General features: G+C 48.2%; 19 protein-coding genes and 1 tRNA gene. 8 read left to right on the forward strand and 12 right to left on the reverse strand.

Translation table 11 applies throughout. The features are described 5' to 3' along the window. Positions 1-205 precede the first annotated feature (205 nt). From FOE74_RS11155 to FOE74_RS11170, 4 genes are all read right to left on the reverse strand, one after another. The gene (locus FOE74_RS11155; protein WP_149098668.1) at positions 206-1024 is read right to left on the reverse strand and encodes a hypothetical protein; all 819 of its coding nucleotides are present in this window, start codon (positions 1022-1024) and stop codon (positions 206-208) included. A 504-nt stretch (positions 1025-1528) separates the two neighbouring features. Continuing rightward, positions 1529-3637: a ComEC/Rec2 family competence protein gene (locus FOE74_RS11160; RefSeq protein WP_149098669.1), complete on the reverse strand. Its 2109-nt coding sequence runs from the start codon at positions 3635-3637 to the stop codon at positions 1529-1531. Further along, entirely contained in the window at positions 3630-4064 is a 435-nt protein-coding gene (locus FOE74_RS11165; protein ID WP_149098670.1) for a GNAT family N-acetyltransferase, read from the reverse strand. Before FOE74_RS11165 ends, FOE74_RS11160 begins: the two co-directional genes overlap by 8 nt. Positions 4065-4140: 76 nt before the next feature. Beyond that, positions 4141-5181, reverse strand: coding sequence for a PhoH family protein (locus tag FOE74_RS11170; protein WP_149098671.1), 1041 nt, complete (start codon positions 5179-5181; stop codon positions 4141-4143). Between the two features lie 109 nt (positions 5182-5290). Between FOE74_RS11170 and FOE74_RS11175 the strand changes: the two genes are divergently transcribed. The 6 genes from FOE74_RS11175 to FOE74_RS11200 all read left to right on the forward strand — a co-directional run bounded on the left by FOE74_RS11175 (position 5291) and on the right by FOE74_RS11200 (position 13565). Further along, the gene (locus FOE74_RS11175; protein WP_149098672.1) at positions 5291-6073 is read left to right on the forward strand and encodes an SAM hydrolase/SAM-dependent halogenase family protein; all 783 of its coding nucleotides are present in this window, start codon (positions 5291-5293) and stop codon (positions 6071-6073) included. Between the two features lie 407 nt (positions 6074-6480). Continuing rightward, positions 6481-6771: a putative quinol monooxygenase gene (locus FOE74_RS11180; protein WP_149098673.1), complete on the forward strand. Its 291-nt coding sequence runs from the start codon at positions 6481-6483 to the stop codon at positions 6769-6771. A gap of 146 nt (positions 6772-6917) precedes the next feature. Next, positions 6918-8228 (forward strand): TolC family protein, encoded by a 1311-nt coding sequence (locus FOE74_RS11185; protein WP_188686616.1) that lies wholly within the window; start codon positions 6918-6920, stop codon positions 8226-8228. Between the two features lie 26 nt (positions 8229-8254). Then, positions 8255-9364, forward strand: coding sequence for an efflux RND transporter periplasmic adaptor subunit (locus tag FOE74_RS11190; RefSeq protein ID WP_149098675.1), 1110 nt, complete (start codon positions 8255-8257; stop codon positions 9362-9364). A 115-nt stretch (positions 9365-9479) separates the two neighbouring features. Further along, positions 9480-12620, forward strand: coding sequence for an efflux RND transporter permease subunit (locus FOE74_RS11195; RefSeq protein WP_149098676.1), 3141 nt, complete (start codon positions 9480-9482; stop codon positions 12618-12620). Positions 12621-12875: 255 nt separating this feature from the next. Beyond that, positions 12876-13565, forward strand: a complete 690-nt coding sequence (locus FOE74_RS11200) for a hypothetical protein (RefSeq protein ID WP_149098677.1) — start codon at positions 12876-12878, stop codon at positions 13563-13565. Positions 13566-13724: 159 nt separating this feature from the next. On the opposite strand, the gene FOE74_RS11205 is transcribed toward FOE74_RS11200, so the two are convergent. Together FOE74_RS11205 and FOE74_RS11210 are read right to left on the reverse strand one after the other, a co-directional pair. Next, the gene (locus FOE74_RS11205) at positions 13725-15095 is read right to left on the reverse strand and encodes a sensor histidine kinase (RefSeq protein ID WP_149098678.1); all 1371 of its coding nucleotides are present in this window, start codon (positions 15093-15095) and stop codon (positions 13725-13727) included. Beyond that, positions 15092-15775, reverse strand: coding sequence for a response regulator transcription factor (locus FOE74_RS11210; RefSeq protein ID WP_149098679.1), 684 nt, complete (start codon positions 15773-15775; stop codon positions 15092-15094). The genes FOE74_RS11205 and FOE74_RS11210 overlap by 4 nt, the downstream gene beginning before the upstream one ends. A 365-nt stretch (positions 15776-16140) precedes the next feature. Here FOE74_RS11210 and FOE74_RS11215 point away from each other — a divergent pair, with 365 nt between their 5' ends. Together FOE74_RS11215 and FOE74_RS11220 are read left to right on the forward strand one after the other, a co-directional pair. Beyond that, a complete protein-coding gene (locus FOE74_RS11215; RefSeq protein ID WP_149098680.1) occupies positions 16141-16680 on the forward strand; it encodes an iron-sulfur cluster co-chaperone HscB C-terminal domain-containing protein in 540 nt (179 codons plus the stop codon). Positions 16681-16726: 46 nt separating this feature from the next. Next, positions 16727-16810 (forward strand) — tRNA-Leu (locus tag FOE74_RS11220). A 1082-nt stretch (positions 16811-17892) separates the two neighbouring features. On the opposite strand, the gene FOE74_RS11225 is transcribed toward FOE74_RS11220, so the two are convergent. The 6 genes from FOE74_RS11225 to FOE74_RS11250 all read right to left on the reverse strand — a co-directional run bounded on the left by FOE74_RS11225 (position 17893) and on the right by FOE74_RS11250 (position 25954). Continuing rightward, positions 17893-21171, reverse strand: a complete 3279-nt coding sequence (locus tag FOE74_RS11225) for a type ISP restriction/modification enzyme (RefSeq protein WP_149098681.1) — start codon at positions 21169-21171, stop codon at positions 17893-17895. Positions 21172-21634: 463 nt separating this feature from the next. After that, positions 21635-22987 carry a primase-helicase family protein gene (locus FOE74_RS11230; RefSeq protein ID WP_149098682.1) on the reverse strand — a complete coding sequence of 451 codons (1353 nt, stop codon included), beginning with the start codon at positions 22985-22987 and terminating at the stop codon, positions 21635-21637. Between the two features lie 50 nt (positions 22988-23037). Further along, positions 23038-23508 (reverse strand): hypothetical protein, encoded by a 471-nt coding sequence (locus FOE74_RS11235; RefSeq protein ID WP_149098683.1) that lies wholly within the window; start codon positions 23506-23508, stop codon positions 23038-23040. 63 nt (positions 23509-23571) lie between these two features. Then, a complete protein-coding gene (locus tag FOE74_RS11240; RefSeq protein WP_188686619.1) occupies positions 23572-23856 on the reverse strand; it encodes a helix-turn-helix domain-containing protein in 285 nt (94 codons plus the stop codon). 51 nt (positions 23857-23907) lie between these two features. Continuing rightward, entirely contained in the window at positions 23908-24681 is a 774-nt protein-coding gene (locus tag FOE74_RS11245) for a hypothetical protein (protein WP_192576606.1), read from the reverse strand. Further along, a complete protein-coding gene (locus tag FOE74_RS11250) occupies positions 24674-25954 on the reverse strand; it encodes a tyrosine-type recombinase/integrase (RefSeq protein ID WP_188686621.1) in 1281 nt (426 codons plus the stop codon). The genes FOE74_RS11245 and FOE74_RS11250 overlap by 8 nt, the downstream gene beginning before the upstream one ends. Positions 25955-26621: the final 667 nt, after the last annotated feature.

A 26621-nucleotide genomic window follows, 5' to 3' on the forward strand; every position in this document is an offset into this window, starting at 1 on the left:
CTCACAGGTTAAAAAGCAATTAGCGCTAATTTCTAGTGGTCCAGGACCACCGGCAGTCCTGCGTAACATCAATACGGGGGATAGCTAACGTTTTATGAAGATTAGAGGCAATGAGCAATGGCTCCAAATGGTTTTTTAAAAAGCCCCAAAAACAAAAAACCCGGCATGGGGCCGGGCTTCTGTACATTCACCTTTATTTTGCCTATTAAGCAGCGGCAGATTGCTCATGCTCGCGGTCTTCAATCACCTTTTTCAACTTCACAATAGACTGCTTGGCGCGTTCCTCATCAAGTTTGTTGATGTTCAGGAGCATTTTGGTTTTCTCCTGACGCGTAATCACTGGATTGTTCAGCAACCGGATGATCTCTTCCTTCTGCTTGGCAGTAGCATATTTCACCGGTGCCTCCTCTGCCACTGGGGCTTCTGATTTAGCAGCCGGTGCAGGTGCTACTTCTACGACGGCGTCTACCGGCACAGCTTTCATGGTCTTGGGCGCTGCGGCAGGTTTCACCTGTTGCTCCACCTTTGACTCCTGCACGTTGCCTTGGTAATCCATTTCCTCGGCAGGGGTTGGCTCATAGCCGGCGGCCCTGATGATCCAGGCCAGTGCGTTCCGGTAAGCTTTCCCAATGGCTCTGGTTTGGGCCATAGAGGCAATGGCATATTCCTGGTAGTATTTGCGGCCTTGCTCTTTGTTAGAGCAGATGGCAAAACCAGCACCTACGGTTTGTTCTGTGCGCAGATTCAACAAGTTCACCTTGGCCAGGTACTTGATCTCGGTGCTGTCACTCATGTTGATCAGCTCGTCTACCACGGGTAGAATACCCAGGCGAGACCCAGCATATTGCCAGCCTTCCACATTCACGTACTCTTTGCCTTGAATGTTCTGGAAAAGGCGGTTCTCCTTGATGAACTTGGCCAAATCAATAGCCAGGTGCATGGTCTCATCAGAGCGAGCAATATCATAGCTCTCGATTTTGCTCTTCTTAGACACTTTTTCTTCGTTGGTTACTTGATTGGTCATGGTCTGCATTCTCATTAGTTTCTGTTCAGATTCATAACAGAGCAGTGGTAGTAAAAGTGCATTTCAAGTCTAATTTTTACTTAAATTATCTAATTGAAACACAGCATGTTACAATCAATTGCTAAATTTTTTTTAGCAATTTCAGAGGAGCCAAATCTCAGCTTAAGCCTGCCACAGCAGAACCCTTCCCCCTTCGGTTTTAAAAGGTTTAAAAGGAGGGGAAATAGTTTATACATTCAATTGGTTTTCAATGTTTTACTAAACCCCAATTAATATGTAATCCTTAGGGGCAGAAACTTATCGGAAGGATAGCAACGGGCATCTTGCTCAGCAAAAGAAAGGAAAGGAGGTGTTATTTACCTTGTTTTTAGAGAAGAGGCTTAAAATAGGCAAGGTGAAAAGACCAACCCGGGAAACACTAAGGAATGCTCTAACCTGTCCCCCCTGTTTGCCTTCCCCCCTCATTTGCAGCCGTTAGGGGTTCAGACGATCTAGCAGGGGTTATCATAAGACGAGCCGCCATGCCCCCTGCTCTTCCAATACATGGACCCGGTAGCCGGCGGCCCGCAATTCGGTGGCTTTTTTGCCGGTATACCAACGCGAATTGGTTTGATCCAGGACAATGGTACGGGCCGTGGTGAAGGATTGTAGCCGTTCTGCCGGCGCCCAGACGTTATGTTGGAGCACCACGGCATCCAGGGGAAGCGGCTGGCCTGCCTGTTTGGGTAACCGTTTTAACCAGAAAAGTTTCTTGCCCTGCCATACCACCAACTGGTTGCCCTCTGGCAACAGCTGACGGGCTACTTTTAGTTTTTGCGGCACTTCTGAAGAATCAGGCCTTAAACGAATTTCATCCCTTACTCCTTTTGCCCACCAATAAGGCTGCACCTGGTAGGAGAAAAGCTGGGGCTGCGCGTAAAAGGCAGAGTCGGCTAGAAAATTTACCTGGCGGCCTTGCACCACACTGGTGGCACTACTTCTTCTGACACTATGCAGGACCAGCTCGCTAGAATCTCGTAGGTGATAGGCTTTGGCCAGCTCTGTACCAGAGAAAAAGGTTAAACACAGAACCGCCACCGCCAACCAAGGCAGTTGCCTCCTCACCAGGAACAGCACCAGGCAGATCATCAACAGGTACAAGGCCAGTACTTGCCCCGGGGTAATCACGAACCCATCCAGCACAGAGGCCGGCCATTGCTCCAGCCACAGCAGCCCTTCATTCATGGCCCACAAAGTCCACTCCAGCAATCGGCCAAGGACAACGTTGAGCCCCGGAACCCAGAAGAACAGCATAAACGCAATGCCCAGGTACAGCGCGCCTGAGGATAGCGGCACCGCCACCAGGTTGCCTACCCAGAAATACACCGGAAACTGATGGAAGTAATGCAAACTCAAGGGGAGAGTAGCCAGCTGCGCCGCCACTGAGATAGACAGCAATTGCCACCCCGCTTTAATCGCCCGGTGCTCAGGGTGCCAGATCTGCAGGAAGAGGGGTTGCAGCAATACAATTCCTGCCACGGCTAAAAACGAAAGCTGGAAACCGACATCAAACAGAAAATTAGGCTCATACAGCAGCAAGGCCAGCGCCACCACCGCCAAGGTATTCAAAATCGAAGCCCTTCGGCGAAGTACCCGCCCCACCTCTACCAAGGAGAACATGCATACGGACCGCAGCACCGACGCCGACAACCCGGTCATGAACGCGTAGAACCATACCACGCCCACCGTCACCAGAAACACCACCAAGCGGCTGGTCTTGTCCCGCCCAAAAGGTTTCAGGAAAAGCAACAGCACCCCGTACAACAGCGCCACGTGCAGACCGCTGACCGCCAGCACATGCATGGTACCGGTACGGGCATAGGCATTCCTGATAGCAGTATCGAGGTCGTCCTGCACCCCCAGCACTAGGGCATAGGCAAGGGCCTTTTCCCGCCGGGGGGTGATGTGTTCCTGAAAGGCCTGCTCCAGCGTTTTCCTCACCTGCAAACTTACCGCCACCACCCTACTAGGCGGAGCATAGCCCATGGGCACCCAGGTACTGTTAGGAAGATAGGCCTGCCAGGCAATGTGTTTCAATGCCAGGTACCGCCGGTAATCAAACTGGTGGGGGTTAGCCGGTGGTTTTGGTGGCACAAGGGTACCCTGCACCAGCAATTCCTGCCCGTAGCGCAAGGTATCTGTTTTCGCAGACCTCGGGAAAAAGACGGCTACCTGCCCGCTGGCGGCATGCCATTTGCCTTGGGCCAACACTGCATCTACCCGGCCCACCGAACTGACCGAAGTAGGCTTCACCGCCACGCCCTTCACCAGCGTGAGGCGGTAATGGGTGATTTTCTGCGGCGCCACTGGCAGCGTTTGCGGCGTGTTTTTGAGATAACTGGTGCAAAACGAGAACGCTATAACCGTGGCCATACCCGCTACCCCTGCCCAACGGCGGTAGCGCACCAAAGGCTTCCTCAAAGCCAGCCACCCCAGCCCCAGGAAAAGGAGCAATAAAAAAACCACGGCTTCTCCCGCAAAGGAAAAGCCGTGGCCTAAAAAATGGTACAGGACAATCCCTGTCAGAAAGCAACCCACCAGGCGCATAGAGCCGGTGAGCGTTGCGTTAGCCATTCAACACCATTTTGTAATGCTCAATATCACATTCAGTGAAAAGATCTCCTACAGTAGAGAAACTGTGGCGAAGGTAGAACGGCACCGCGTGCAACTGGGCGTGCATGTACACTTGTTGACCAGGTTTCAAAGCGCCGGTGAGGTCTTCCATGATCTTCTTCAGCAGGAAGCTACCAACTTGTTTATTGCGGTATTGGGCTAACACGGCAAACCGCTCCAGTTTGATGCCTTTGTCGGTTTCGCGCCAGCGGGCGGTGCCTACGGGTTGGCCGTCTACCGTGGCCAGGTAATGGGTGGCGGTGGGTTCGTGTTCATCGTACTCGGCTTCTGCGGGTACGTTCTGTTCCTGGACAAACACCTGCTCTCTGATCTTGAAAGCCTGGGCCTGTTCCTGCGGGTCGGTGATTCTGTGGGCAGATACGGTCATGGTACAACTTCTTGGTAAAAAAGACGGCAAAGGTACATCCCCCGGGAGGAGAATGCGCCTTTGCCGAACTTAAAAATTAGTCGTCGTAGCGGCGGAAGTTCTGGCGGCGGCGCGGGGCGTCCTGACCATCTGCCTCTACCTTTTCCCGATCTTCGCGCTCTTTCTGGCGCTTCTCGTCAAACTTGGTATAGGCCTCCACAATGTTCTTCACCAGGCGGTGACGTACCACATCCTCGGCCTGCATCTCTACAAAGCCAATCCCTTTGATGTCACGCAGCACGGTCATGGCCTCAATAAGGCCCGACCGCTGGTTGCGCGGCAAGTCAATCTGGGTGCGGTCACCGTTGATCATCACCTTGGAGGTGGGTCCCATCCGGGTCATGAACATCTTGATCTGCATGGGCGTAGTGTTCTGTGCCTCGTCCAACAGCACGAAGGCGTTGTTCAGGGTACGTCCGCGCATGTAGGCCAAGGGAGCTATCTCTATGATTTTGTTCTCATAGTAATATTTCAACTTCTCCACCGGAATCATCTCTTCCAAGGCATCATAGATCGGCCGCAGATACGGATCCACTTTGTCTTTCATGTCACCGGGCAAGAACCCGAGGCTTTCACCGGCTTCCACCACCGGGCGGGAGATGATGATTTTCTTTACCTCTTTGTTCTTTAGCGCGCGCACGGCCATGGCCACCGAGATAAACGTTTTACCGGTACCGGCGGGTCCCAGGGCAAAAACCAGGTCATTCTTGGCTACCGCCTCAACCAGTTTGTGCTGGCTGGGGGTTTTGGCCTTGATCACACCGCCTTTGCTGCCGTACACAATCACATCCGGTGACGTGATCACCACGTCCTCCTCAAAGTCATTGTCGGCGGTCAGGAATTTATGCACGCTTTTGTCCGTGATTTTCCCGTACTGGTGGTAATGCTCAATGAGCGAGGAAAGGATTTCGTGTATTTTGGTGATCTCTGGGGTTTGGCCCTGGATCTTGATCTCGTTGCCACGGGAGATGATTTTGCTGCTTGGAAAAGCGGCGGCCAACTGCTTGATATTTTGATTTTCGAGGCCCAGGAAATCTAACAGGGAGATATTCTCTAGGGTGATTGTTTTTTCTACCAAAGGCTATTTCTGATTATTAGGTGCTATTTAAACCAATCTACTGAAAATATAGTAGATTTGTTATAAGACAATTCTACAAATATTAAAGTTCTTTTGACCAACCGTTCCCATGGGAATTCTCACTTTCATGTCAGACTTTGGCACCACAGATCACTACGTGGCCGCTGTAAAAGCTAAAATACTGACTATCAACCCGGCGCAAGTAATCGTAGACATCTCACACCACGTGGAGCCCTTCAACATTGCCCATGGCTTTCATGTGATCAACGCTGTTTTCCAGGACTTCCCCGCGGGAACCGTGCACCTGATTGCCATAGACACCCACGGTTCGCGCAGTGGCCGGTACCAGGTGGCCCGTCACAAAGGACATTATTTCGTCTGCGCCGACAATGGGCTTCTTTCCTTGCTCACCGAGAGCGACCCGGAGCAGTTGATAGACTTGCCCGCCCAGCCAGACTCTTCCTCCCCTGCCCGTGATGTGATGGTGCCCGCCGCCGTTGCCCTGGCCCAGGGAGCCTCCATGGCCGAGGTAGGCGAACTAGCCGACGGCATGGTACAGCTCATCAACCGCCAGCTAAGATTAAACGACCACTCCATCACCGGGCACGTGGTGCACGTGGACCATTACGGTAACCTCATCACCGACATCAGCAAAGACAGCGTGGAAGCTATTGGGCACGGCCGCCGATGCTCTATCCATTTCAACCGCGAAGTGATTGACCGCGTCAGCACCCGCTACAGCCAACCCAGCGAGGGAGACAGCGTGGCTTTGTTCAACCGCCAGGGCTTCCTGACCATCGGGATCAACAAAGGGCACGCCTCTGAGTTACTGGGCATGTACTTTGACTCCCCCGTGGAAGTGCGCTTTGCCCCAGAACCTGCTGATTCTTAATTAAGAATTAGGAATTAAGAATTAGGAATCAGGGGCCAGTGAGGAAGTAACCTATCTGTTGTTGGTATTATTTCTTCCTTGCCTTCTTCTTCTAATCATTCCGTTTTCTGCTTCTATTTTTGATTCTACCATTCTACTCCTTTTTGTCATCCTGGAAGGATCTTGGTTGCGAACGGGATTGGCGGTTCATTAAGGCCTTTCTAGTTCGCTCACAAGATCCTTTCAGAATGACAGGAAAAGGGGAAGGGCTTTTGGTTTGTTTTCTTGAAAACACCGCCAAAACCACATAGGCAGCAAGGGAAAAACTAATTCCTAATTCCTAATTCCTAATTCCTAATTCCTAATTCCTAATTCCTAATTCCTAATTCCTAATTCCTAATTCCTAATTCCTAATTAATAAAAAAACCATGTTGATCCGGGTAGTAAGGATGACGTTTGCGCCAGAGAACGTGGCGGCATTTCTGGAGATTTTCAAGGCTTCCCACGCCAAGATCAGCGCGTTTCCCGGGTGCCGCAGCGTAGAGTTGCTGCAGGATTACCACGTGCCGCACATCTACAGCACCTACAGCCTCTGGGATTCAGACGCGGCTCTTAACCACTACCGCTCCTCTGAATTGTTTGGCAGCGTCTGGAAACCAACCAAGGCCCTGTTTGCTGAACCTGCCCAGGCTTTCTCCTTTAAACCAGCTTCTTATTAATCTTTCTTCTTTTCCCCCTGACCTAGAAAGTAAAAGGAATCGGTGGGTTTTTGACCTGATTTTGGTCTCTAATCACATTCTAATCTGACTCTAACGGGTCTATAATACGGGTAGTCTACTTTTGGACATTCTTAAACAGAATGCCCATGCTGAAACCCAGATTGATCTTTTTGCATTTCCTGCTGGCCTTTACCCTCCAGCCGGCCCTTGCACAACGTAGCCCAAATTCCCCCAGTACCTTATCAGCTCCTTTAGATTCGCTTCAGATTACTTTACCTGAGGCCGAACGGTTTTTTCAGGAACGCAACCTTCCTCTGTTGGCCCAGAAAACGGCCATTGAAGCGTCAAGGGCCGCCATCATCCAAGCCAGACTATTTGAGAACCCTACCCTAAGCCTTGACCAGGGCACCTACAACCCCACCAACGGCCGCTACTTTGACATTTCGCAACAAGGGCAGACCTATGTGCAGTTAGACCAACTCTTTTACCTGGCCGGCAAACGCAAAAAACGGGTACAGGTAGAACAGCTGAACACCCAGTTAACGGAGCAAGCCTACTTTGATCTGCTGCGCACCCTGCGGTTCGAGCTTCGCACCAGCTTTATTGAATTGCATTACAAACTGCAGGGGTTCAAAGTACTGCAGGAAAGAACCCAGACGGTGCAGCGGCTGGTCACCGCGCTAGATGCCCAATACAGAAAAGGCAACATCCCGCTTAAGGAGATCACCCGCCTCAAAGCCTTGCTGTTCCAGTTAGGCAACCAGCAGTTGAGTCTGCTCAACGAGATCCAGGAAGAGCAGGCAGACCTCAGGCTACTCACCCGCACGCCCGCCACCACGGTGCTAGTGCCGGTGGTAGATGAGGGCGCCTTGAACAACCTCAACGGTGATCAATTCTCCTATGCCCAACTTTTAGAAACCGCCCAGGAAAACCGCTATGACTTGAAAGCCGCTGAGACGGAGGTACGGCTACAGGAAAGCAACCTGAAACTTCAGAAGGCCCTGGCCATGCCAGACCTGATGGTAGGTGCCAACTATGACCGGCAAAGCAATTTCATCCGGGATTATGTGGGATTGAACGTCTCTATGCCCCTTCCGCTCTGGAACCGCAACCAGGGAAACATCAAAATGGCGCGGCATGAGATTGAGCGCAGCCAGCAACTGCTCTCGCAGCAACAACTGGTAGTAGAGAACGAGGTAATGCAGGCTTATCAGAAGGCGCAGGAGGCACAGAAGTTCTATGCCTCCTTTGACCCTAACTTCCGGCAAGACTTTGACCGCCTGCTGGAAGGTGTTACCTCCAGCTTTGTGCGCCGCAACATCAGCCTCATTGAGTTCCTGGATTACTATGAAACCTACACCGACAGCATCACCCAATTGCTGGAACTAAGCACCAACCGCCTACGCACCCTAGAGGAAATCAATTTCGCCGTGGGCAAACCGGTCATCACGTATTAATTGTCTCCTCCTCTCCCTGAAACTATATGAAAAGAATAATCTTTACCCCCATCCTGGCCTTATTAAGCAGCACCGCTTTCCTCACTTCGTGCTCTGAAGGCCGCAAGCCCGAAGCTTCCGCTTCCCTGGCCCCTACTGAACTTTGCCTTACCGATACCCTCTCCAACATGGTTAGAATAGACACGGCCCGCCTGCAGCAAGTCACGAACCAATTACAGTTGGTGGGCAGAATCGCCTTGGATGAGAAAAAAGTATTCAAGGTGTTTCCGCTGGTGGGCGGCCATGTTCAGTCTGTGAAAGTGGAGCTGGGCGACTACGTGCAGAAGGGACAGACCCTGGCCGTGATCAGCAGCGGCGAGATTGCTGAGTTTGAGCAGCAGCGTATTGCCTCACAATCGGCGCAGCAGGTAGCGCAGAAGAATCTGGAGGTGGCCAAGGATATTTTAACCGCCGGCCTTATCTCAGAAAGGGAACTGCTGGCGGCCCAGCAGGAGAAAAAGAACGCCGATGCGGAGGTTCAACGCCTCAAACAGATCTACGGCATCTACAGCATTGGCAAAGGGGCTGAGTATGTAGTAAAAGCGCCCTCGGCGGGGTTTGTGGTGGAGAAAAACATCAACGCCAACATGCAAATCCGCTCAGACAATGACACCAATATCTTCACCATCTCCAGCATGAATGAGATCTGGGTCATAGCCAACGTGTTTGAATCTGATATCTTCAAGATCAAGGAAGGTTATGAAGCCGAAGTCACCACGCTCAGCTACCCAGACAAAGTATTCAAGGGCAAGACAGACCGCATCTTCAACGTGCTGGACCCCGAGACCCGCACCATGAAAGTGCGGGTGCGGCTGGACAACCCAGACTTCTCCCTGAAGCCGGAGATGTTCGCCAACATCCGCCTACAGTACCCAAGTGACAAGCAACTGCTGGCGGTTCCCTCGCAGTCCATTGTGTTTGACCAAAGCAAGAACTACGTGATGGTATACCGCAAGCGCTGTGACGTGGAAATGCGGGAGGTGCACTTGTACCAAACCGTTGGGGAAACCACCTACCTCAAAAGCGGCCTCCAGGAAGGGGAAAGCGTGATCAGTAAGTACCCGCTGCTGGTGTTCAATGCCGCCAAATCAAAGTAAACGGGCGTAGCACCTCCCGCGATTTTCAAATCATAAAGACAATGGGCCATAACGTCTGTCAGGTATTCTGTGCCTGGCCCCGGGTACCCCTTGTCTCAGCAATTCGTTTTTGCCCATGAATGCCTTCATAAAAAATATCATCTCGTTCTCGCTGAAGAACAGATTCCTGGTCTTCTTCATCACCGCCGGCATTGTGTTGGCCGGTATCTTCAGTTTTCTGCACACGCCCATAGAAGCATTCCCGGACGTGACCAACACGCGGGTGCAGATCATCACCCAGTGGCCCGGCCGCAGCGCTGAAGAGGTAGAGAAGTTTGTGACCATCCCCATTGAGGTGGAAATGAACGTGGTGCCCAAAAAGACCAGCCTCCGGTCCATCTCGCTCTTTGGGCTCTCAGTGGTGACCATGATTTTTGAGGACGAGGTAGACGATTTCCACGCCCGGCAGCTGGTAGCGAACCAACTGGCCACCGTGAATCTGCCTGAGGGCATTGACGCCGAGATGCAGCCCTCCGCGGGGCCCACCGGCGAGATATTCCGCTACACCCTGGAAAGCAAAACCAAGGATGTACGCGAACTGAAAACCATTCAGGACTGGGTAATCGACCGCAAACTTAAGGGCGTACCGGGAATCGCCGACGTAGTGAGCTTTGGGGGAGAAGTGAAGACCTACGAAGTGAGCGTTGACCCCAGCCTGATTGGGAAATATAACATCACCGCGCCCGACGTGTACGAGGCCATTGCCAAAAGCAACCTCAACGTGGGGGGCGATGTGATAGAGAAAAACGGCCAGGCCTACGTGGTGCGGGGCATCGGCCAGCTTAACAACATTGAAGAGATAGAAAACGTGATGGTCACCGACCGCAACGGGGTGCCGGTCCTCATCCGCAACGTGGCCACGGTCACAGAATCACACTTACCCAACCTGGGCTACGTGGGCCGCGACGAGCAGACCAACCTGGTGGAGGGCATTGTAGTGATGCGCAAGAACGAGAACCCCAGTGAGGTGCTGGAACTCCTGAAAAATAAAATCACCGAACTGAACGAGCAGGTTCTGCCGGACGATGTGAAAATTGTGCCGTTCTATGACCGCTCTGATCTGATTGGCTTCACCACCAAAACCGTATCGCATAACCTGCTGGAAGGAATTGTGCTGGTGACGGCCATCGTGTTCCTGTTCATGGCCGACTGGCGTACCACCGTGACGGTAGCCGTGATTATTCCGTTGGCCTTGCTCTTTGCCTTTGTGTGTATGCGGCTCAAAGGCATGTCGGCAAACCTGCTTTCCATGGGTGCCATTGACTTCGGGATTATCATTGACGGCGCTGTGGTAATGGTGGAGGGCTTGTTTGTGGTGCTGGACAAGAAAGCACACGAGGTGGGCATGACTCGCTTCAATCTATTGTCAAAGCGGGGCCTCATCAAGAAAACGGCCATTGACCTGGGCAAGTCCATCTTCTTCTCCAAGCTCATCATCATCACGGCCCTGCTGCCCATCTTCGCTTTCCAGAAGGTGGAAGGAAAGATGTTCTCGCCGCTGGCTTACACGTTGGGCTTCGCCTTGCTGGGCGCCTTGTTCTTTACCCTCACGCTGGTGCCGGTGCTTTCCAGCATGCTCCTGAACAAGAATGTGCGGGAGAAGAACAACCCCTTCGTAAATTTCCTAAACAAATACGTCTATAAAGGCTTCAGCTTCACTTATGAACACAAGCGGGCCAGTCTGGTGGTAGCCATGGTGGTGATGGCCGTGGGTCTTTTCACCTTCCGGTTTTTGGGTTCTGAATTCCTGCCGCAGTTGAACGAAGGTGCGGTGTACGTACGGGCCAGCATGCCTATGAGCACTTCCTTGAAGCAATCCATTGAGATGTCAGAGAAGATCAGGAAGACCATTGGTTCGTTTGACGAAGTGAAACAGGTGATGTCCCAAACCGGCCGTCCCAACGACGGGACCGACCCTACCGGCTTCTTCAACATAGAGCTGCACGTAGACCTGAAGCCGAAGGACGACTGGCAGCGGAAGATCAGCAAAGAAGACCTTATCCAGGAGATGCAGACCCATCTGGCGTCTTACCAGGGCATCAGCTTTAACTTCTCGCAGCCCATCATGGACAACGTGGAAGAAGCCGTGTCTGGGGTGAAGGGCTCTATGGCCGTGAAGGTGTTCGGTGATAACCTGCAGCGGCTGGAGGTGGTGGGCGACAGCGTCTACAACGTGCTCAGCAAAATTGAAGGCATTGATGATCTGGGGGTCATCAATCTGATTGGTCAGCCAGAGATGCAGATTGAACTGGACCAGCAGCGCATGGCCTCTTACGGCGTCTCCACCGCCGATGCCCAGGCCGTGATTGAGATGGCCATTGGCGGGAAAGGCGCCAGCAGCCTGTATGAAGGCGAGCGCAAGTTTGACATCAGAATCCGCTACCAGCAGGAGTTCCGGAACGATGAGACCCAGCTGGGTAACCTGCGGGTACCCACCAGCCACGGCGGCAACATCTCCCTGAATGAAATCGCCAAGATTACGAGTGTGACCGGGCCGGCCTTTGTGTACCGCGAAGACAACGCCCGCTTCATTGCCGTCAAATTCTCGGTGCGGGGCCGCGACCTGGGCAGCACCATCAAAGAGGCCCAGGAAAAGGTAAACCAGGTGGTAACCCTGGACAAAGGCATGCACCTGGAGTGGAAGGGTGAGTTTGAAAACCAGATTAGGGCCACCGACCGCCTTATGGAAGTGGTACCGGTGAGTTTGTTGCTGATTTTCCTGATTCTGTTCGCCCTGTTCGGCAATGGCCGTGATGCGGCTCTGGTCATTCTGAACGTGCCTTTTGCTTTGATTGGCGGGATTCTGGCTCTACTCATCACCAATACCAACTTCAGTATCTCCGCAGGGGTAGGTTTTATCGCTCTTTTCGGAATATGCGTGCAAAACGGGGTGATTCTGATCTCGGTCTTCAAAAAGAACCTGTTAGAGGACATGCCCCTGGTACAGGCCATTAAAGAAGGCGTGAAGGAACGTACCCGTCCGGTGGTGATGACTGCCATGATGGCGGCCATTGGCCTGCTGCCGGCTGCCCTCTCTACCGGCATCGGTTCTGAGACTCAGAAGCCTCTGGCCATTGTGGTGATTGGGGGCCTTATCAGTGCCACCATCCTGACCCTGCTCATTTTCCCGCTGCTGTTTGACAGCGTTTACAAAAGAACACTCAAGAAACGGACCAGTACCCGCGTGGCTCAGAATTTAAGCGCTGTGCCCGCATAGTTTTGATAGGTTTAACTGTTTGTGTTTCGGTTCGTGCTTGAGTGGACCGGGGTGGCCTTAGGTCACCCCGGTTACTTTGGTTTCAGGGTGCTTTTAAGGCGTTTTAAAGAAATGATGGCTAAAATGGTCTTCTTAAAAATCATAAGAAGACAGAGCTATTCCTTTTTAAACAAAGACCACTATCTGAGCCTACCCCTTTGGCGCTTGCTAAACGGTGGAAGCGATTTTTTATAGAGTAATCCTAATTATACCAACATGAAGACCATCATAGAGAAGTATCATAACCTCCTGAAGCAAATAGCCCATGATGTTACTGACCAGGGGCACCCAGGGAAGGAAAGCCAGGCCACAGACCACCAGAGCCACCAGGTAGACGTCCTGTACCATGCCCTCTATGTGTTAGAGATTGGGGAACTGGCCAAGAAGAATTTTATCAAGCACGGATTACCTGGCCCAGCCCGGCACCCTGACGTAGGCGGGCGCTACCTCAGGCTCTATGGGGTTTTAAGCGCCGTATTCCAGCAGAAGCAGGCCTTGGAAAACCTGTTAACGTTTTACCAGATTGAGGAAAAGGACAAGATCTCTAACAGCTTGAACAACTCGGCTATTTTAAACTTGTGTAGCAAATTAGGGGTGCATGCTACCTACTTCAGAAGGAGCCTGACAGAACCCGAAGAACCGGCTGGGGTTTATGAAATCTCCAGGCCTGATCTGGAGGTGAATAAAATAAAACTGTTAATAAATAAGCTGGAATGTGAGAACTTTGATGTGCAGGAAGACTTAGACTGTTTTGACAAGAAGATGGAACTCACCCTGTCGTTCCTGATTGGGCGAATTCTCAAGAAGCCATGCAAAAACCAGAGCCACTTTTATGAACAATACACCCGGATCAATAAACTTAAAAACCATGCTCTGGAAGTAAGCAACCCAGGAGCCAATTCCTAAAAAAGACCCCGGCAGAATAGCAGAGATTGCTGGCACGTCTGCTTTCCTTTTCTTTAGCTAATTGGGGCTAAGCCTGGTTAACATTCCTCTTCCCTCTTCTAAGGCCCTCTCCTCTTTTCGTTTCAGGCTCAGTTTTGGAAAACTCCCTCCTTAACAAGGTTACTGCTGAACCGAAGGAAACAGAAGCGTGACAGTAGTTCCTTTCTGCATTGATGATTCAATCTGGATAGAGCCGCCGTGCAACCGCATGATCTTCTCCGTCATGGCCAGGCCTATGCCGGTTCCGGTGCGGGAACGCGCGTTTTGGGCACGGTAGAAAGGCTCCAGCACGCGGCCTATCTCTGTTTCAGGAATACCTATTCCCTGATCCTGCACCTGCACGGTCACTTGGTGTTCTTGCCAGGAAAGCAGTACCCGTACCTCCTGGTGATCTGAGAACTTGGAGGCGTTCTCCAATACGTTCTTCAAGGCGATCTGCAAGAGGTTCGGGTTTCCTGGTACGGTGACCTGGTCAGGGTTGTCCGGCAACGCCGAAAGGTTTAGGTGGATCTGGTTCTGCGGCTGCTGGTGATTCAAATCGGCCTTCACCTCCAGCAACACCTCGTCTAGACGCACCTGCTCTTGCCGCACTACCTGTTCATCAAACCCGGTCTGGGCCAGGAGAATCAAATCTGAGGTAAGCTTTTCCAAGCGTTCAGTCTCTTTCTGCAGGGTCTCCAAGGATTCTTTGTACTCGGCTGCCCCCCGGTCTTTCAGCAAAGTAACTTCCAGTTCGCCTCTGATGGCCGTCAACGGATTCCGCAGCTCATGCGAGGCATTCGCGATAAAGCTTTTCTGCATGTAGAAGGACGTCTCCAGGCGCTCCAGCATCTGGTTGAAGGTGTGGATCAGTTCCCCTATCTCATCACGCGTGGGCCGCTCCTGTACGCGGAGGTGCAGGTGGGAGGCCCTTATTTTATTCACCTCCTGCACAATGGCCACAATGGGTTGCAATACTTTGCGCGCGAAGAAATGGCCGGCCAGCACCATGACCAGGCACCCCAGCAACACGCTAATGATAAGGATATCCCTGAGGTTGTGCAGTTTACTGGTGCCGGTGATGTCAGAGGCCAGCACCAGCACATAGAAGTCGCCCTCGTTGTCTTCATACCACAAGCCTACGCCTTGCTGGTTTCCCTGCCAGAATTCAGAAAAGCCCTCTTTTTTAACCTGCTGGAACACCTTGTCTGAGATAACAATCCCAATGGAGTCTGATGCCGCATGCAGCTTCCGGTTTTGGTCATAAATGGCGAATTTTTCATCTGAAAGGCTCTGAAAGAACTTACGGCGGGTACGTTGGATGCGCTGGGCGCTGAACTCGTCCTGTTCCAGGTACATCTGGGCGGCCACCATGCCCCTATCCATCAGCCGTTGGAAATACTGGCGGCGCGTGAATTGTTCTGCCACCAGGTAGATGATGACACACATGACCAGCAGGATGACGGTGGTAAGCCCGGTGAAGGTGAGCGTCAATTGGTTTCTGAAAGTCATTTGCTCTCGGGCCCTTTCAAGATATAGCCCATGCCTACCACCGTGTGCAGCAACTTCACCGGGAAGTCTTTGTCTACCTTATTGCGGAGGTAGTTAACATAGACATCAACCACGTTGGAGCCCAAGTCAAAATGAAGGTCCCAGACATTCTCCAACAAATCTACCCTAGACAGCACTTTCCCCTGCTTTCTGAGGAAGTATTCTAACAGGGCAAATTCGCGGGCGGTAAGGTTGATCTCCTTTCCGGCCCTGACCACTTCTTTGGTATCTAAGTTCATCTGCAAATCACCGGCCTGCAACAGACTTTTGGCTTGGCCCGGTTCGGCCCGCCTTGCCAGCGCCCGCACCCGGGCCAAGAGTTCTTTGAATTTAAAGGGTTTGGACAGGTAATCATCTGCCCCGGCTTCCAGGCCGTCCACAATATCATCGGTGGTGCCCAGAGCGGTAAGCAGTAAGATAGGAGTGCGCACCTGCTCTTGCCGTAACTGCCGGCACAGGTCTAGCCCACTGAGGTGCGGCATGATAATGTCCATGATAATGACCTGGTAGTCGTTCTGCAGGGCTAGCCGCTTCCCCAGGTTTCCGTCATAAGCCACCTCTACGTCAAAGGTCTGCTCCTGCAAGCCCCGTTTGATAAATGCCGCTACGTTGGGCTCATCTTCAATGACCAGTATCTTCATGCTGCCTGTTCGCTTTTGGTAATCCTGTACCTTACCCTTGTTTCTGCCCTCTTTTTAAGGAAGTATGGTAAAAGTAATGAATTAATGCCCTTACCAGGGTATCTGAACTAAGTTACTTGCCCTACTTACAGGCCCTAGCCTCCTCCAACCTAGAACAACGGCAGAGCCTGAATTACAGCAACGCCCCATTCTCTTTAGGGTGTGTAAACCATAGGTTGAACTGGTTCATGTCTTACAGGAATGCCCTGCGGGCCGATTCTGGCCCAATTTCCAAATAGCAGGAACAAATGTGTGGGAAACGAGTAATTTTACAGGGACAACGTCCTTGCCCCTCCTTACCTTCAAGGACCTTATACTGAAATCACATGAACTACTTTCAATTCTATGGCCTCCCCGAAAGCTTTCTGCCCGATGAGAAAGCCATCCAGACCAAATACTACGCCCTGAGCCGCGAGTTCCACCCTGATTTCTACACCCTGGAACCACAGGAGAAACAACAGGAGATTCTGGAGAAGTCTACCCTCAACACGAATGCCTATAAAACGCTTTCCCATTTTGACCGCCGTATGCAGTACATTCTGGAGCAACACGGCCTGCTGGAAGAAGGCGGGCAAAACGACCTGCCCCAGGATTTCCTCATGGAGATGATGGAATTGAACGAGCAATTGATGGACCTGAAGATGGAACCTGACAAGTTGCAGTTCAAGATTGTGTCTGACCAAACCCATGAAATTGAGGGTGCTTTGAAGGCGCACATCTGGCCGGTGCTACAAACCTATGAAAATTTACCCCCTGATGCTCAGGCAGAAGCCCTGAAGGAGGTAAAAAATTACTACCTAAAGCAGCGTTACCTCTTGCGTATAAAGGAATCATTGAATAAGTTTGCATCCTCTTCTGACAGATAAAGCGTTTCACGCCACATTTCTCAGAATCTACCGAAAAAGAGCAAATGCCCAGATGGCGGAATCGGTAGACGCGTTGGTCTCAAACACCAATATCTTCACGGATGTGCCGGTTCGACTCCGGCTCTGGGTACTTTTTAGATGGATAAGCCGCTGATAATCAGCGGCTTATTTCGTTTATAGGTGGCAAGAATGGTGGCAAAATGTGTGGTATAACACTTATGATGTCACTTCTATAATCTATTAACTTTCATTGACACGATTAGAAAGTCAAAGCCTCTTTTATAAAGTTAATAGTTGACCATCAAACTCAGCAATCAAACAGGGCAACGTTTAAGGCAACGTTGCTGAACTTCGGTGTTGCCCGCATGAGAACACCGTTATGAATCCCTTTTCAACCTGTTACCCTCTTTTGGCTTTGGCAAGTAGTTAAATTCTACATACGGCCAAGATATTGCCCATGCCTCTTGCGTTACTATTGAATATATCTTTATATGGGCATTGGTTGTAGTCAACGCCTAGTCGGCCTCGTGGTCAACCTTCTGGTCAGCGTGTAAGTCAACCATGGTCAGCGTTGAGGTGAACACAAAATTAAACCCATATTCTTACCGTAAACTAGGTTTCTTCAAGGCATAATAACCCGTTTTTAAGGGTATGCACAGCCTTTCCCGCTAATATCTTGTGTTTTTTACCAAATAACTGGTTGAAACATTTTGATTGGTTCTCGCATGGGTTTGAAGCGCCGGTCAACCAAAAAGTCAACCATAGTCAACCAAAAGGTCAACCATAGTCAACCATCTGGTCAACCAAGCATTTAACTGTTTTTCATATCGCTGTGTGAGGTAATTTACCTAGTTTATACCAATTTTATGGGAATGAAAGCTTGCCCCATCGTGTTTAAACCAAGTTTAGCCTTGAACAAATCAATAATTCCTCATTAGGTTTTAAGCTTTGGTAAAAATCCTAGACACCTTCAACCAAAGGAATAGCCAACGTAAGCAAACGCCCTGGGCAACATCCCGGGCAACGCAAAGGGCAACGTAGATTTTAGATCGGGCAACGTTCCAGGCAACGCCAGGTCAACATTCCAGAATGGCTTATTACAGAGCCACATTAGCTCGTTTCTATCCTTTAAAGTTTGTTATCCCTATCTAAAGGCCAGCTTTTTATTAAAAATATGTGATTCTCCCGATTGAGGACTGTGAAAAACGAAATCTAATCAAGAACTGGCTGAATTTCACTAAGTTCTAACACCTTATCGATTTCCTCCATCATTTCTGCGGTGTTAAACAGTGCCACGATCATGCGTTGGTAGTGTAGTATGTCCTCAAACTCCAGGGTACGGCCCTTACGGTCCTTTAGCCATTTCTGAGCGGGTTGGTAGCCGCCAATGTAGAATTCCCAGGCCTGCAGGGGCACTCCCTGGAAGAACTGGGACTCATTGATGTACACACGGCCCATGCGGTACACGGGCTCCACCATGGTCACAGAGCCGCCTTTGCCCAGCAGTTCATAGCTCTCCTCAAACCTGATTTTGCCTACCACGTTGTCGCCGCCGATGGGGTATTGGGTAATGGGCTTCTCCACGGCTTTGTGCTCCAGAAGGTGCAGTTGGCGGAGCTCAGCGCCCAGGGACACCAGTTGCCAGAACTGGTCAGCGTCCTGCGGATAGGGCACGCGGGGGAAGTCTATCTTCAGGAATTCTTTGTAGCGCTCCCGGTAGGCGGGGCTATGCAGTACGGCGTAGATGTAGTCCAGCAGGTCAATGGGCGCGAAGGTCTGACGGAACTCAGATCGCACCTCGGAGCTTTGCGCGAAACAGACTTCGCCTTCTGCTTCCTTCTCTGGCACGAAGGTGAGGCCCAGCCCCTCGGCAATCTTCTGCACCAGTTGGGTGGCCAGGTTGGGCGTGCGCGCCGCCTGCATCCCGTCTAGTTGCTGGTGGTTCGTTTCGGGATAGATGTAGAGGGGGAAAGTATTGACGCTGTCTAATGAAGAGGTGAGGTTTTTATCAGTGATTTTATCACTCAAGAAGTAATTGTGGGAATCAACAGACCTACCCATCTTGCATAGATTCAGGGCGATGTTCGGCCCCTTAATGAAATGTTGCATAACCTCTCCTCTAGGCATGCAATGAAAACCTTTCGATTTGCCTGTAAAATAAGTGTATTTCGTGTCAAATGGTCTGTAACTGATGGGAACAATGTTCCTAAAGTCAGGCCCAGATTTTATTAAATCCTTTTTAGCGAGCTCAACAGTCCAGTCTCTAACATCCTTTCCCAAAGAATATCTAGACCTAGCAATCTCGTTTTCTAATTGCAAAAATTCCTCGATTACGCCTTTTACCTTTTCTTTAGAATCGTGAAGTGTAAATTCATCCCTAGCAGTCACAAGTCCGATAGAATTGACTACAAAAAGGTCTTTAAGGTAAAATCCTTCATTATATACCATTAGGGAGTCGTAATCTTTCTTTACAAAGAAGTAATTAGGCTCTGAAACATCAAGTTCTACAAATTTTATAGATTTTAAACTTTGCTGATTCAAGAAATCATACTTCGATTCCCTCTTCCCGAACAAGTCATAATGTAAAACCTTGCCTAATTCATCAGGCTTTTTCTTCCCTGTTTTTACAAATAGATTTATTGATACGCCTTGCATGATGTCAAACACGTTCACATCAGCGGAGCCGTCCGGCGCAGTCTCCTTCTTCTTGCTGTTGCCGTGCAGGTCTAAGGTGTAGATCTTGTCGTAGGTCTTGAGCAGGTTCCAGCGCATTCCCCTGAACGTGGGGTTGTCCAGAAAACCGTGCGGGTTGATGAAGGCCAGAATTCCCTCGCCATTCTGCTCAATGAAATGCTGCCCGAAGCGCAGGAACTTCACGTAGTCATCGTTAATCCATTTTGAGTTCTTTTCCTTTAGTTTCTCCTTTCCGCCGGGCTCTTTTTTGTAGTCTTCCATCAGGTCCATGATCCACTTGCCCTTGTTCTGGCTCTCACCGGAGTACGGAGGGTTTCCCAGGACCACCATCACGGGAGTCTCACGTTTTACGGCGTTGGCCTGCATGGCCTCGTCTGAGAGCCAGGAGGCGAAGAGGCTGAGCTGGCTGGGCGAGGCCTCCTCCAGGCTGTTGGTGAGGTACACTTTGAAGCGGCGCGGGTTCTGGGGCACGTAGCCGGTTTCCTGCAGGAGCAGGTCCAGCTTGAGGTGGCACATGGCGTAGCTGGCCATGAGTATCTCAAAGCCGTTGAGGCGCGGCAGCAGGTGCTTCTCCACGTACTGGCTCCAGATTCCCTCCTGCCCCTCAAAGCGCTGGTAGACGTGGCGCACCACCTCGGCCAGGAACGTTCCCGTGCCGGTGGCCGGGTCCAGCACCTGCACCTTGTGCACCGTCTGCTTGCCCTTGGCCTTCTTGTGCTGCACGTCCACCTCAATCTCAGTGGTCTCGGTAGAGGCCAGCCCGTCTTTGAGTCCGAACTCCGTTTTGAGGATGTCATCCACGGCGCGCACAATAAAGTTCACTACCGGCTCCGGGGTGTACCAGACGCCGCGGCTCTTCCTAAGTGCAGGGTCATACTCGGCCAGGAAGGTCTCATAAAAATGGATGATGGGGTCGTGCGTCTGGGTGCTCTTCCCGAAGTTCTTGAGGATGGCCTTGATGTCGGTGGCCCTGAACACGTCTGCCAGCGCGTCCACTATCCACTTGATGCGGTCGTCAATGTCCGGCCCCGCAATGTACCCGAACAGCTTGCGCAGGAACGGGTTGGTCTTGGGAATCAGCTCGGCGGCCTCCTGCCTTGAGAAGGTGGGCAGCGTGGGATCGTGCAGCCGCGCCGCGAACATGCCGTAGGCCACCGTCTGCGCGTAGATGTCTGAGAACTCCTTGGCCGTAATCTCATGCAATAGAATCTCTTTGAACGCCTGCATCTGCTCATGAAGGGTGCGGTTCTCGTAGTCATCTCCTTCGGCAGAAAGCGCCCGCTCAATGATCTGCGCCAGAAACTTCGCCTTGTCCGCCATCATGGTCGCCAGCTTGGCCGGCGACTTCAAGGTGACGCCCGTGAACTGGCAGAAGTCTATGATGAAGGCCTCAAAAAGCGCAAAATTCTGGGGTAAAGGATTTACCTGCCCGTTGACGATCTCGGCGATCTTGAGCGTGGTCACCAGCTCGCCCTCCTTGAAGAGCCAGAAGTCCAGGTAGTCGGTGATGATGAGGTTGCTTAGAGAGGCCTTGTAGCGGTCAAACTGTTCTTTGTAGTCTTTGCTGTTGAGAGGTTTGCCTAAGTCCTTCGCCTCAATGTAGCCCACCGGAATGTCCCTGCGCGTGATGATATAATCAGGCGCGCCGCAGGCCACGCGGGCCGGCTCATTGGTCACCAGTACGTCATCAGCTAAACTCTCCAGTAGCGTCTGCAAATCACCACGGTAGCTGTGCTCTCTGCTGATACCGGTCTGGTAGCGGGTCTGTATGCGGTTTAGGTATTCAGGTATGGTCATCGGGAGAAGTCTTCTGTGCGGTAGGTAAAGATAGAATTTAATGAATAAACTGCTAGAGCAATAGGGAGAGTATTACTTTACACAAAAAGGATCTAATACTTAGGTTAGACTGTCCAAAGGTGCAGAGGTTCAATAGGTCTCTATAATTAGAGACTTTTAGGCATCTTATTAATATCTAAAACTGTAGCTGGCATACCCATAAAATAAGAAAGCCGCTGAAAATCAACGGCTCTCTTATTTTATGGGTATGCTAAACGGACGAATACCTTTTCATTTGAATAGATTAATCATTGACTTTCATAAAAACTCTTATTTCCTGTTGACTTGTTGACAATACCTTAAATGATTGGTTATCTAAATGTTACAACTTTAGGCTTTAGGATTGTATTGTTTATGGCTGTTGACCTGTTGACATTAGGTTGCTGACTTGTTGACTAAAATACCATTCTTAAACACCTCATTTTTAAATATTTACACAGACTTCCACTTGACTGTCAACAGATTTTTTTAAGGGCAACAACTTTTCTAAAGGAATTAAAAAGAATCTACCCTTCTTATTAGTATAACTAAGGGCCATTTTAGTGTTTTCATTGCCATCTGGAATCTCTATCCACTTATAAACCTTATATGTACTGTTGGTTGACTCTAAACCCCACTTGTCACAAATGATTTTCTTAATATCAGTTATACTATAAACTGATTTCTTTCCATTTGCCAGAGTCATTAATTCAGCGATATCATTTAATGCTAGCTTTAACCAAGGTTCTGTGTTTCCACGGCTAATAATCTCATCATTGAAATCCTGGTAGTAGTCTAAGACAGTATCAATCAATAGCTTTTCTATATTGCTTTTACTGCCTTTCATAATCACCTCTAGATCAGAAGTCCAGATATCCTCCTCTCTGTGCCACATTCTAGTCATAGGCTTTGGAGTGTGCATTTCCCTCTCTAATAAAAATTTCAAGAATGCAGGAATTTCTTTCTCAAGTTGCTCAATGAAGTTGACGTTGTCACTTTCCAGCGGGTTGATATACCTTACCCAATACCTGATTTCCTCCTCCTCTATCGGTAGGAAATCCCTGACATTGTTAGACGCAAAGACAAATTTTCCAAAGAACTCAGTTTCCACTTTATCCTTCTGTTTTGCCTCAGTTTTGAATACCGACGTAGTGGATAGGTTCTTAATTCGCTCCGCGGCTTTCTTGCTATCGATGAAAGTCTCATCAATTCCAATTAACAGTTTGGTCGTCCAGTCACTGTTGAATTTCCCTTCTATATCCTCACTGTTGATGCGAGTAAAATTTTTACCGAAGATAAGATTTAACCAATTCAGAAAAGTGGTTTTACCCGTATTCCTAAGATCTGATACTATGCAAAACACATATAATTTTTGAAGAGGTTTGGTATAAAGTAGCTGCAGGTAATCTAACCCTATCTCATACTGCTCCCCGAAAATATGTTTTAGAAAGTCTAAAGTATGTGGGAAGGGCAAAGGCTCTGCTGATGGTACATACTTTAATGGTTCATATAAATTATAACAGCCCTCTATGTCCCGCTCATATTTTATGTGTTGAGGCCTGATCACAAAGGCTTTATATTTCTTCATCTTATGGAGAATGCTCTTGGCCTCGTTTCTATCATAGTCTTCAATGATGGTGATCCTTTTCCATGCATCAAGCCTCTCTCCTAAATGCTTACCTGGTGTCGCTGCTGGGATAAGGATTTTTCTAAAATAGTTGGTACCAACCTTAATGTATTCTTCATGCGGTTCCTTAAAAGAACTTAGACTTTCTAGGGTTATATCTATGGTTGTCATTTGTTTGCTATGGTTAATTAGAATTGATTACTCTCTTCCGTTCTTATCTATTATATTAAGTCGACCTGCTTTTCATTAATCTTTAAGTCTAAAGTTCCTGTCAACCACAGCCTATCCAAATCCTCAAGTAATTCATCGTTGGCTTGTTTGCATAGTTTGTCTACCTCCTGCCTAGTCTTTATTTTAACCATTGCATCAACTTCAAGCCTCTTACACATAGCCATAATCCTTAAATGGGAGTTTAGCGTTTTCACTTCTCTCTTAAAGCCATTTAACTTTTGGTAGCAAGCTGATCTTTCATGGTCAACCATAATTGACCTGTTAATTAGAAACTTTAGTTGTTCATAGGCATTTTGGTAAACAAGTATCTTTTCAGCCCATTTCACCTCTACATTTTGCTTTTTATGAACATAGCTCCTATACCTATCTAAGTCTTGCAAATCTTCCTTGATTGTTCTATCTAATTGAGTTAGAGACTTCCTGAGTGTCATTTCTATTTCAAAAATGTATGAGTTATCCATCCATTTAATTCCTCATGGTTAAAACATCTTCTATAGTTCTCTTATCCATAAATCTGAATAGTATCATTTGAGTAATCCGGGTGATACCTGGGCAATATCTAACAGCTCAGACTTATAGTAAAATACCGTTCTACCTACCTTGTTGAAGGGAATTATTCCCTTCTTCTGCCACCTTATAATGGTCACTGTTGTGACGCCAAACAGAGCTGCTGCCTGTTTTTGAGTTAACTTCTCACCTCTTTCTTCCTTAGAGTGTATGAATTTTGAATTCATATACTTTTCAATGTACCCGTCTAATTCCTGCTTTGTCATTGAAATGATTACCACTTGTTTGTCTTCTGTTTTCATATTTAGATAACTTAATTTTTTTCTTGTAAACATTTTAATTAAAAAAAAGCCCTAGCTACTGAGCTCCTTTATAGTAGTAATGACTGAATCATACATGTCATCAAAAATCCTTTTCATAACTGGTACTTGACTACCAGAGATGTGGCCATTCTTTTCTAAATATGTAAGGTACATTCTAGTATGTTCCCCTTTAAACCAATAGAAGGCCAAAAAACCTTTGTAATCATCAACTAGGTACTCATAGTTGAAACTAGCATCTAGAAATTCTCCATAGTGTTCAATGGCTATATTGAAGCATTCAATATTTATATCTTGTAAAACAGTTAGATTAAAAGCATTATTACCTTCTCCTAGTTCAGTTAAACCTCCTATTAACTCAATATAGGGTTTGTCCCAATCAAGAATATAAAAAGGCTGATGCCACAAGTCGCTCATTCTTTCCCTAAGGAAGTTTTTCCCTGCCTGGGACATGACCTCTAACATTTCCTCTGTACATATTTCGTATATAAGGGTAAAAGCTTTTAAGGTAAAGCTGTCCCTATCAAAGGGTCTTAAATAGGTGATAATATCATGTATTATACTATTCTCCATTGAGAGACCTCTCCCAAGCCCCATGTCCAGCCCCCCCGCCAAGGAATTATCAAGCTCTTGCTGTGTAGACTGTAGCTCGATTTCAGTTAACCCAGCAAACTTATTCGCACGGCTTCGCATTCTATTCACCTGCCTTTTAACAGTAACTTGCACATAGATTGTTTGACGCACATTCTTTCCTTCCTTATTGGATAAGCTTTTATTCAAATAATGCTTAATAGTTATCTTACCCATTCTTCTGTTTTTGTTCACGTGCTCTCTTGTTCCAGGTGCGATCAAGTTCTTGTATCTGGAAAGATTCTGTGATATTTATATACTTGTTGAAACTCGCGTCTTTCTTGTGTCCAGTCATGCTTTTCAAGGCCTTTAGGTTTACATTGTCTTCGATAGAGAGAGTCGTAAATGTTTTTCTAGCTGTATGCGAAGTAATAAGTTCATACTTCGGCAAGGTGAACTCTTTTGCCTTTCCCCCTGAGTATTTGGTAATAGTCTGAGGTTGCTTAATTCCTGCTTCTTTGCAACAATCCTTAATCAGTTTGTTAAACCTAGGCTCAACAATCTTTGGGAGGGGGTAGTATGGTGATCCATCATATTTCTTTATGATATCAAGGGCGAAATCATTAAGGTGAATCCTCATTGTTTCCTTTGTCTTTACAATGGTTTTTATAATGGTTTTACCTTTTATATGACTTGAGTTGAGAGTATTTAAGTCAGAGTATCTTAGTCCTGTATAACAGCCAAAACAATAGACGTCTCTAACTTTTGTTAACTCATCCTCCTTAAAAACAAAATCATTGAGAAACATAAGCTCCTCAAAAGTTAAGTATATAATGTCAACATCTCTTTCTGAGGCTTTGAACTTCTTATAAGAATCAAATCTATTCAACCCTCTTTCATCAGCCCATCTTAGAAAAGTTTTCAAAGATGCTACCAAAGCGGCAAAATAGTTATCAGAGCAGGCTTTTTTCCCATCATCTACCCTACTTATAAAGGCATACTTTTGAAGCTTATCGAAAAAATCAAGGTTAATGGTATCAAATCTTAACTCATATTTAGTAGAGCTTTCAAACTCCTTATAGAAGTTGAGTGCTGTATTATGCTTTTTGTAAGTTCTCATTGCTTTTGAGGAAAGGTACATTTCTGTGAACTCACCAAAAACCTCAAAAAAGTTTCTGCTTCTCACAAGAGTCAAAAAAGCATCATCTAATTGATTTTGCACATATTCCTTGGTTAACCTAATATCATTTAGAAGTGCATCATTAAAGATATCCTGCACCTTCTTCCTATATTTATCAAGGGTGGCATTAAAAACCTCAAAATTATTCTCTGGCTCACCCTTGAGTGAAGGCTTTACCCTGCTTTTTGCTATACTCCAATGGGCAGGCTTCACTTTGACTTTAATCTGCTTTCTTATCCTTACTCCTTCAAAGGTAAGTACCATCATTATCGGGCACTCACCTTTCCTGTCCTTTTTATTAAAGAGAAGATTGAAGCTTAGATTTGCCATTGAGAAAATGCTTAGTTTGTTACAAATGTTTACAAACATAAATTCTTATAAACATTTATCCAAACTTATTCATTTTTTTTTCATCACAATCTAAAAGGTTGCTGCAATTAATCTTGAAAATTCAATATTACATGTTGATTATTAATCTCTTAAAAGACAATCTCCATAGCTACAACCATAGTGCCTAGGCTCTAAATGTGGAGTCTATGGCATGCGAGCGCCGTTGACTATAAACATAAAGCGGCCTTAAGGCCACTCTAGGGAAACTTCAGAGGCAACTTCAAAAAGCATTGCTTTTCTTTATAAAAAGCTATCAGTTACTCTTCAGTAAAACATATAACAAGGCGTTGTACAATGGATAGCGTGCGCCTTATTAAAGTAACCCAAAAAAGATTGACTACCCCTTTGTACAATCACTGCAGACTTATACATTAAACAACCAGTAAGTAGGAATCTTGTGCTCATCGGTCCTGCCTTTAAGAGAGCCTTCAAACTCTTAAGTCAGCACTAAGGAGGTATATATCCAGTAACCAGGCCAAGGTTCCTGACAGAGATTGGATTTACGTTGACTTTTACGTTGACCAAAGCTTCAAACCCAGACAAAAATACAATTAGCTATGATGGCTATACCAAAGAATATAAACAAGAAATGTCCGCTGTGCCTCTA

The organism is Rufibacter glacialis (assembly GCF_008271745.1).
GTDB lineage: Bacteria > Bacteroidota > Bacteroidia > Cytophagales > Hymenobacteraceae > Nibribacter > Nibribacter glacialis.

What these genes read in the sequence shown, in the direction of transcription:
- FOE74_RS11155 (WP_149098668.1), bottom strand. Translation starts at nt 1,024, where the DNA reads ATGACCAATCAAGTAACCAACGAAGAAAAAGTGTCTAAGAAGAGCAAA.
- FOE74_RS11160 (WP_149098669.1), bottom strand. Translation starts at nt 3,637, where the DNA reads ATGGCTAACGCAACGCTCACCGGCTCTATGCGCCTGGTGGGTTGCTTT.
- FOE74_RS11165 (WP_149098670.1), bottom strand. Translation starts at nt 4,064, where the DNA reads ATGACCGTATCTGCCCACAGAATCACCGACCCGCAGGAACAGGCCCAG.
- FOE74_RS11175 (WP_149098672.1), top strand. Translation starts at nt 5,291, where the DNA reads ATGGGAATTCTCACTTTCATGTCAGACTTTGGCACCACAGATCACTAC.
- FOE74_RS11180 (WP_149098673.1), top strand. Translation starts at nt 6,481, where the DNA reads ATGTTGATCCGGGTAGTAAGGATGACGTTTGCGCCAGAGAACGTGGCG.
- FOE74_RS11185 (WP_188686616.1), top strand. Translation starts at nt 6,918, where the DNA reads ATGCTGAAACCCAGATTGATCTTTTTGCATTTCCTGCTGGCCTTTACC.
- FOE74_RS11190 (WP_149098675.1), top strand. Translation starts at nt 8,255, where the DNA reads ATGAAAAGAATAATCTTTACCCCCATCCTGGCCTTATTAAGCAGCACC.
- FOE74_RS11195 (WP_149098676.1), top strand. Translation starts at nt 9,480, where the DNA reads ATGAATGCCTTCATAAAAAATATCATCTCGTTCTCGCTGAAGAACAGA.
- FOE74_RS11200 (WP_149098677.1), top strand. Translation starts at nt 12,876, where the DNA reads ATGAAGACCATCATAGAGAAGTATCATAACCTCCTGAAGCAAATAGCC.
- FOE74_RS11205 (WP_149098678.1), bottom strand. Translation starts at nt 15,095, where the DNA reads ATGACTTTCAGAAACCAATTGACGCTCACCTTCACCGGGCTTACCACC.
- FOE74_RS11210 (WP_149098679.1), bottom strand. Translation starts at nt 15,775, where the DNA reads ATGAAGATACTGGTCATTGAAGATGAGCCCAACGTAGCGGCATTTATC.
- FOE74_RS11215 (WP_149098680.1), top strand. Translation starts at nt 16,141, where the DNA reads ATGAACTACTTTCAATTCTATGGCCTCCCCGAAAGCTTTCTGCCCGAT.
- FOE74_RS11225 (WP_149098681.1), bottom strand. Translation starts at nt 21,171, where the DNA reads ATGACCATACCTGAATACCTAAACCGCATACAGACCCGCTACCAGACC.
- FOE74_RS11230 (WP_149098682.1), bottom strand. Translation starts at nt 22,987, where the DNA reads ATGACAACCATAGATATAACCCTAGAAAGTCTAAGTTCTTTTAAGGAA.
- FOE74_RS11235 (WP_149098683.1), bottom strand. Translation starts at nt 23,508, where the DNA reads ATGGATAACTCATACATTTTTGAAATAGAAATGACACTCAGGAAGTCT.
- FOE74_RS11240 (WP_188686619.1), bottom strand. Translation starts at nt 23,856, where the DNA reads ATGAAAACAGAAGACAAACAAGTGGTAATCATTTCAATGACAAAGCAG.
- FOE74_RS11245 (WP_192576606.1), bottom strand. Translation starts at nt 24,681, where the DNA reads ATGGGTAAGATAACTATTAAGCATTATTTGAATAAAAGCTTATCCAAT.
- FOE74_RS11250 (WP_188686621.1), bottom strand. Translation starts at nt 25,954, where the DNA reads ATGGCAAATCTAAGCTTCAATCTTCTCTTTAATAAAAAGGACAGGAAA.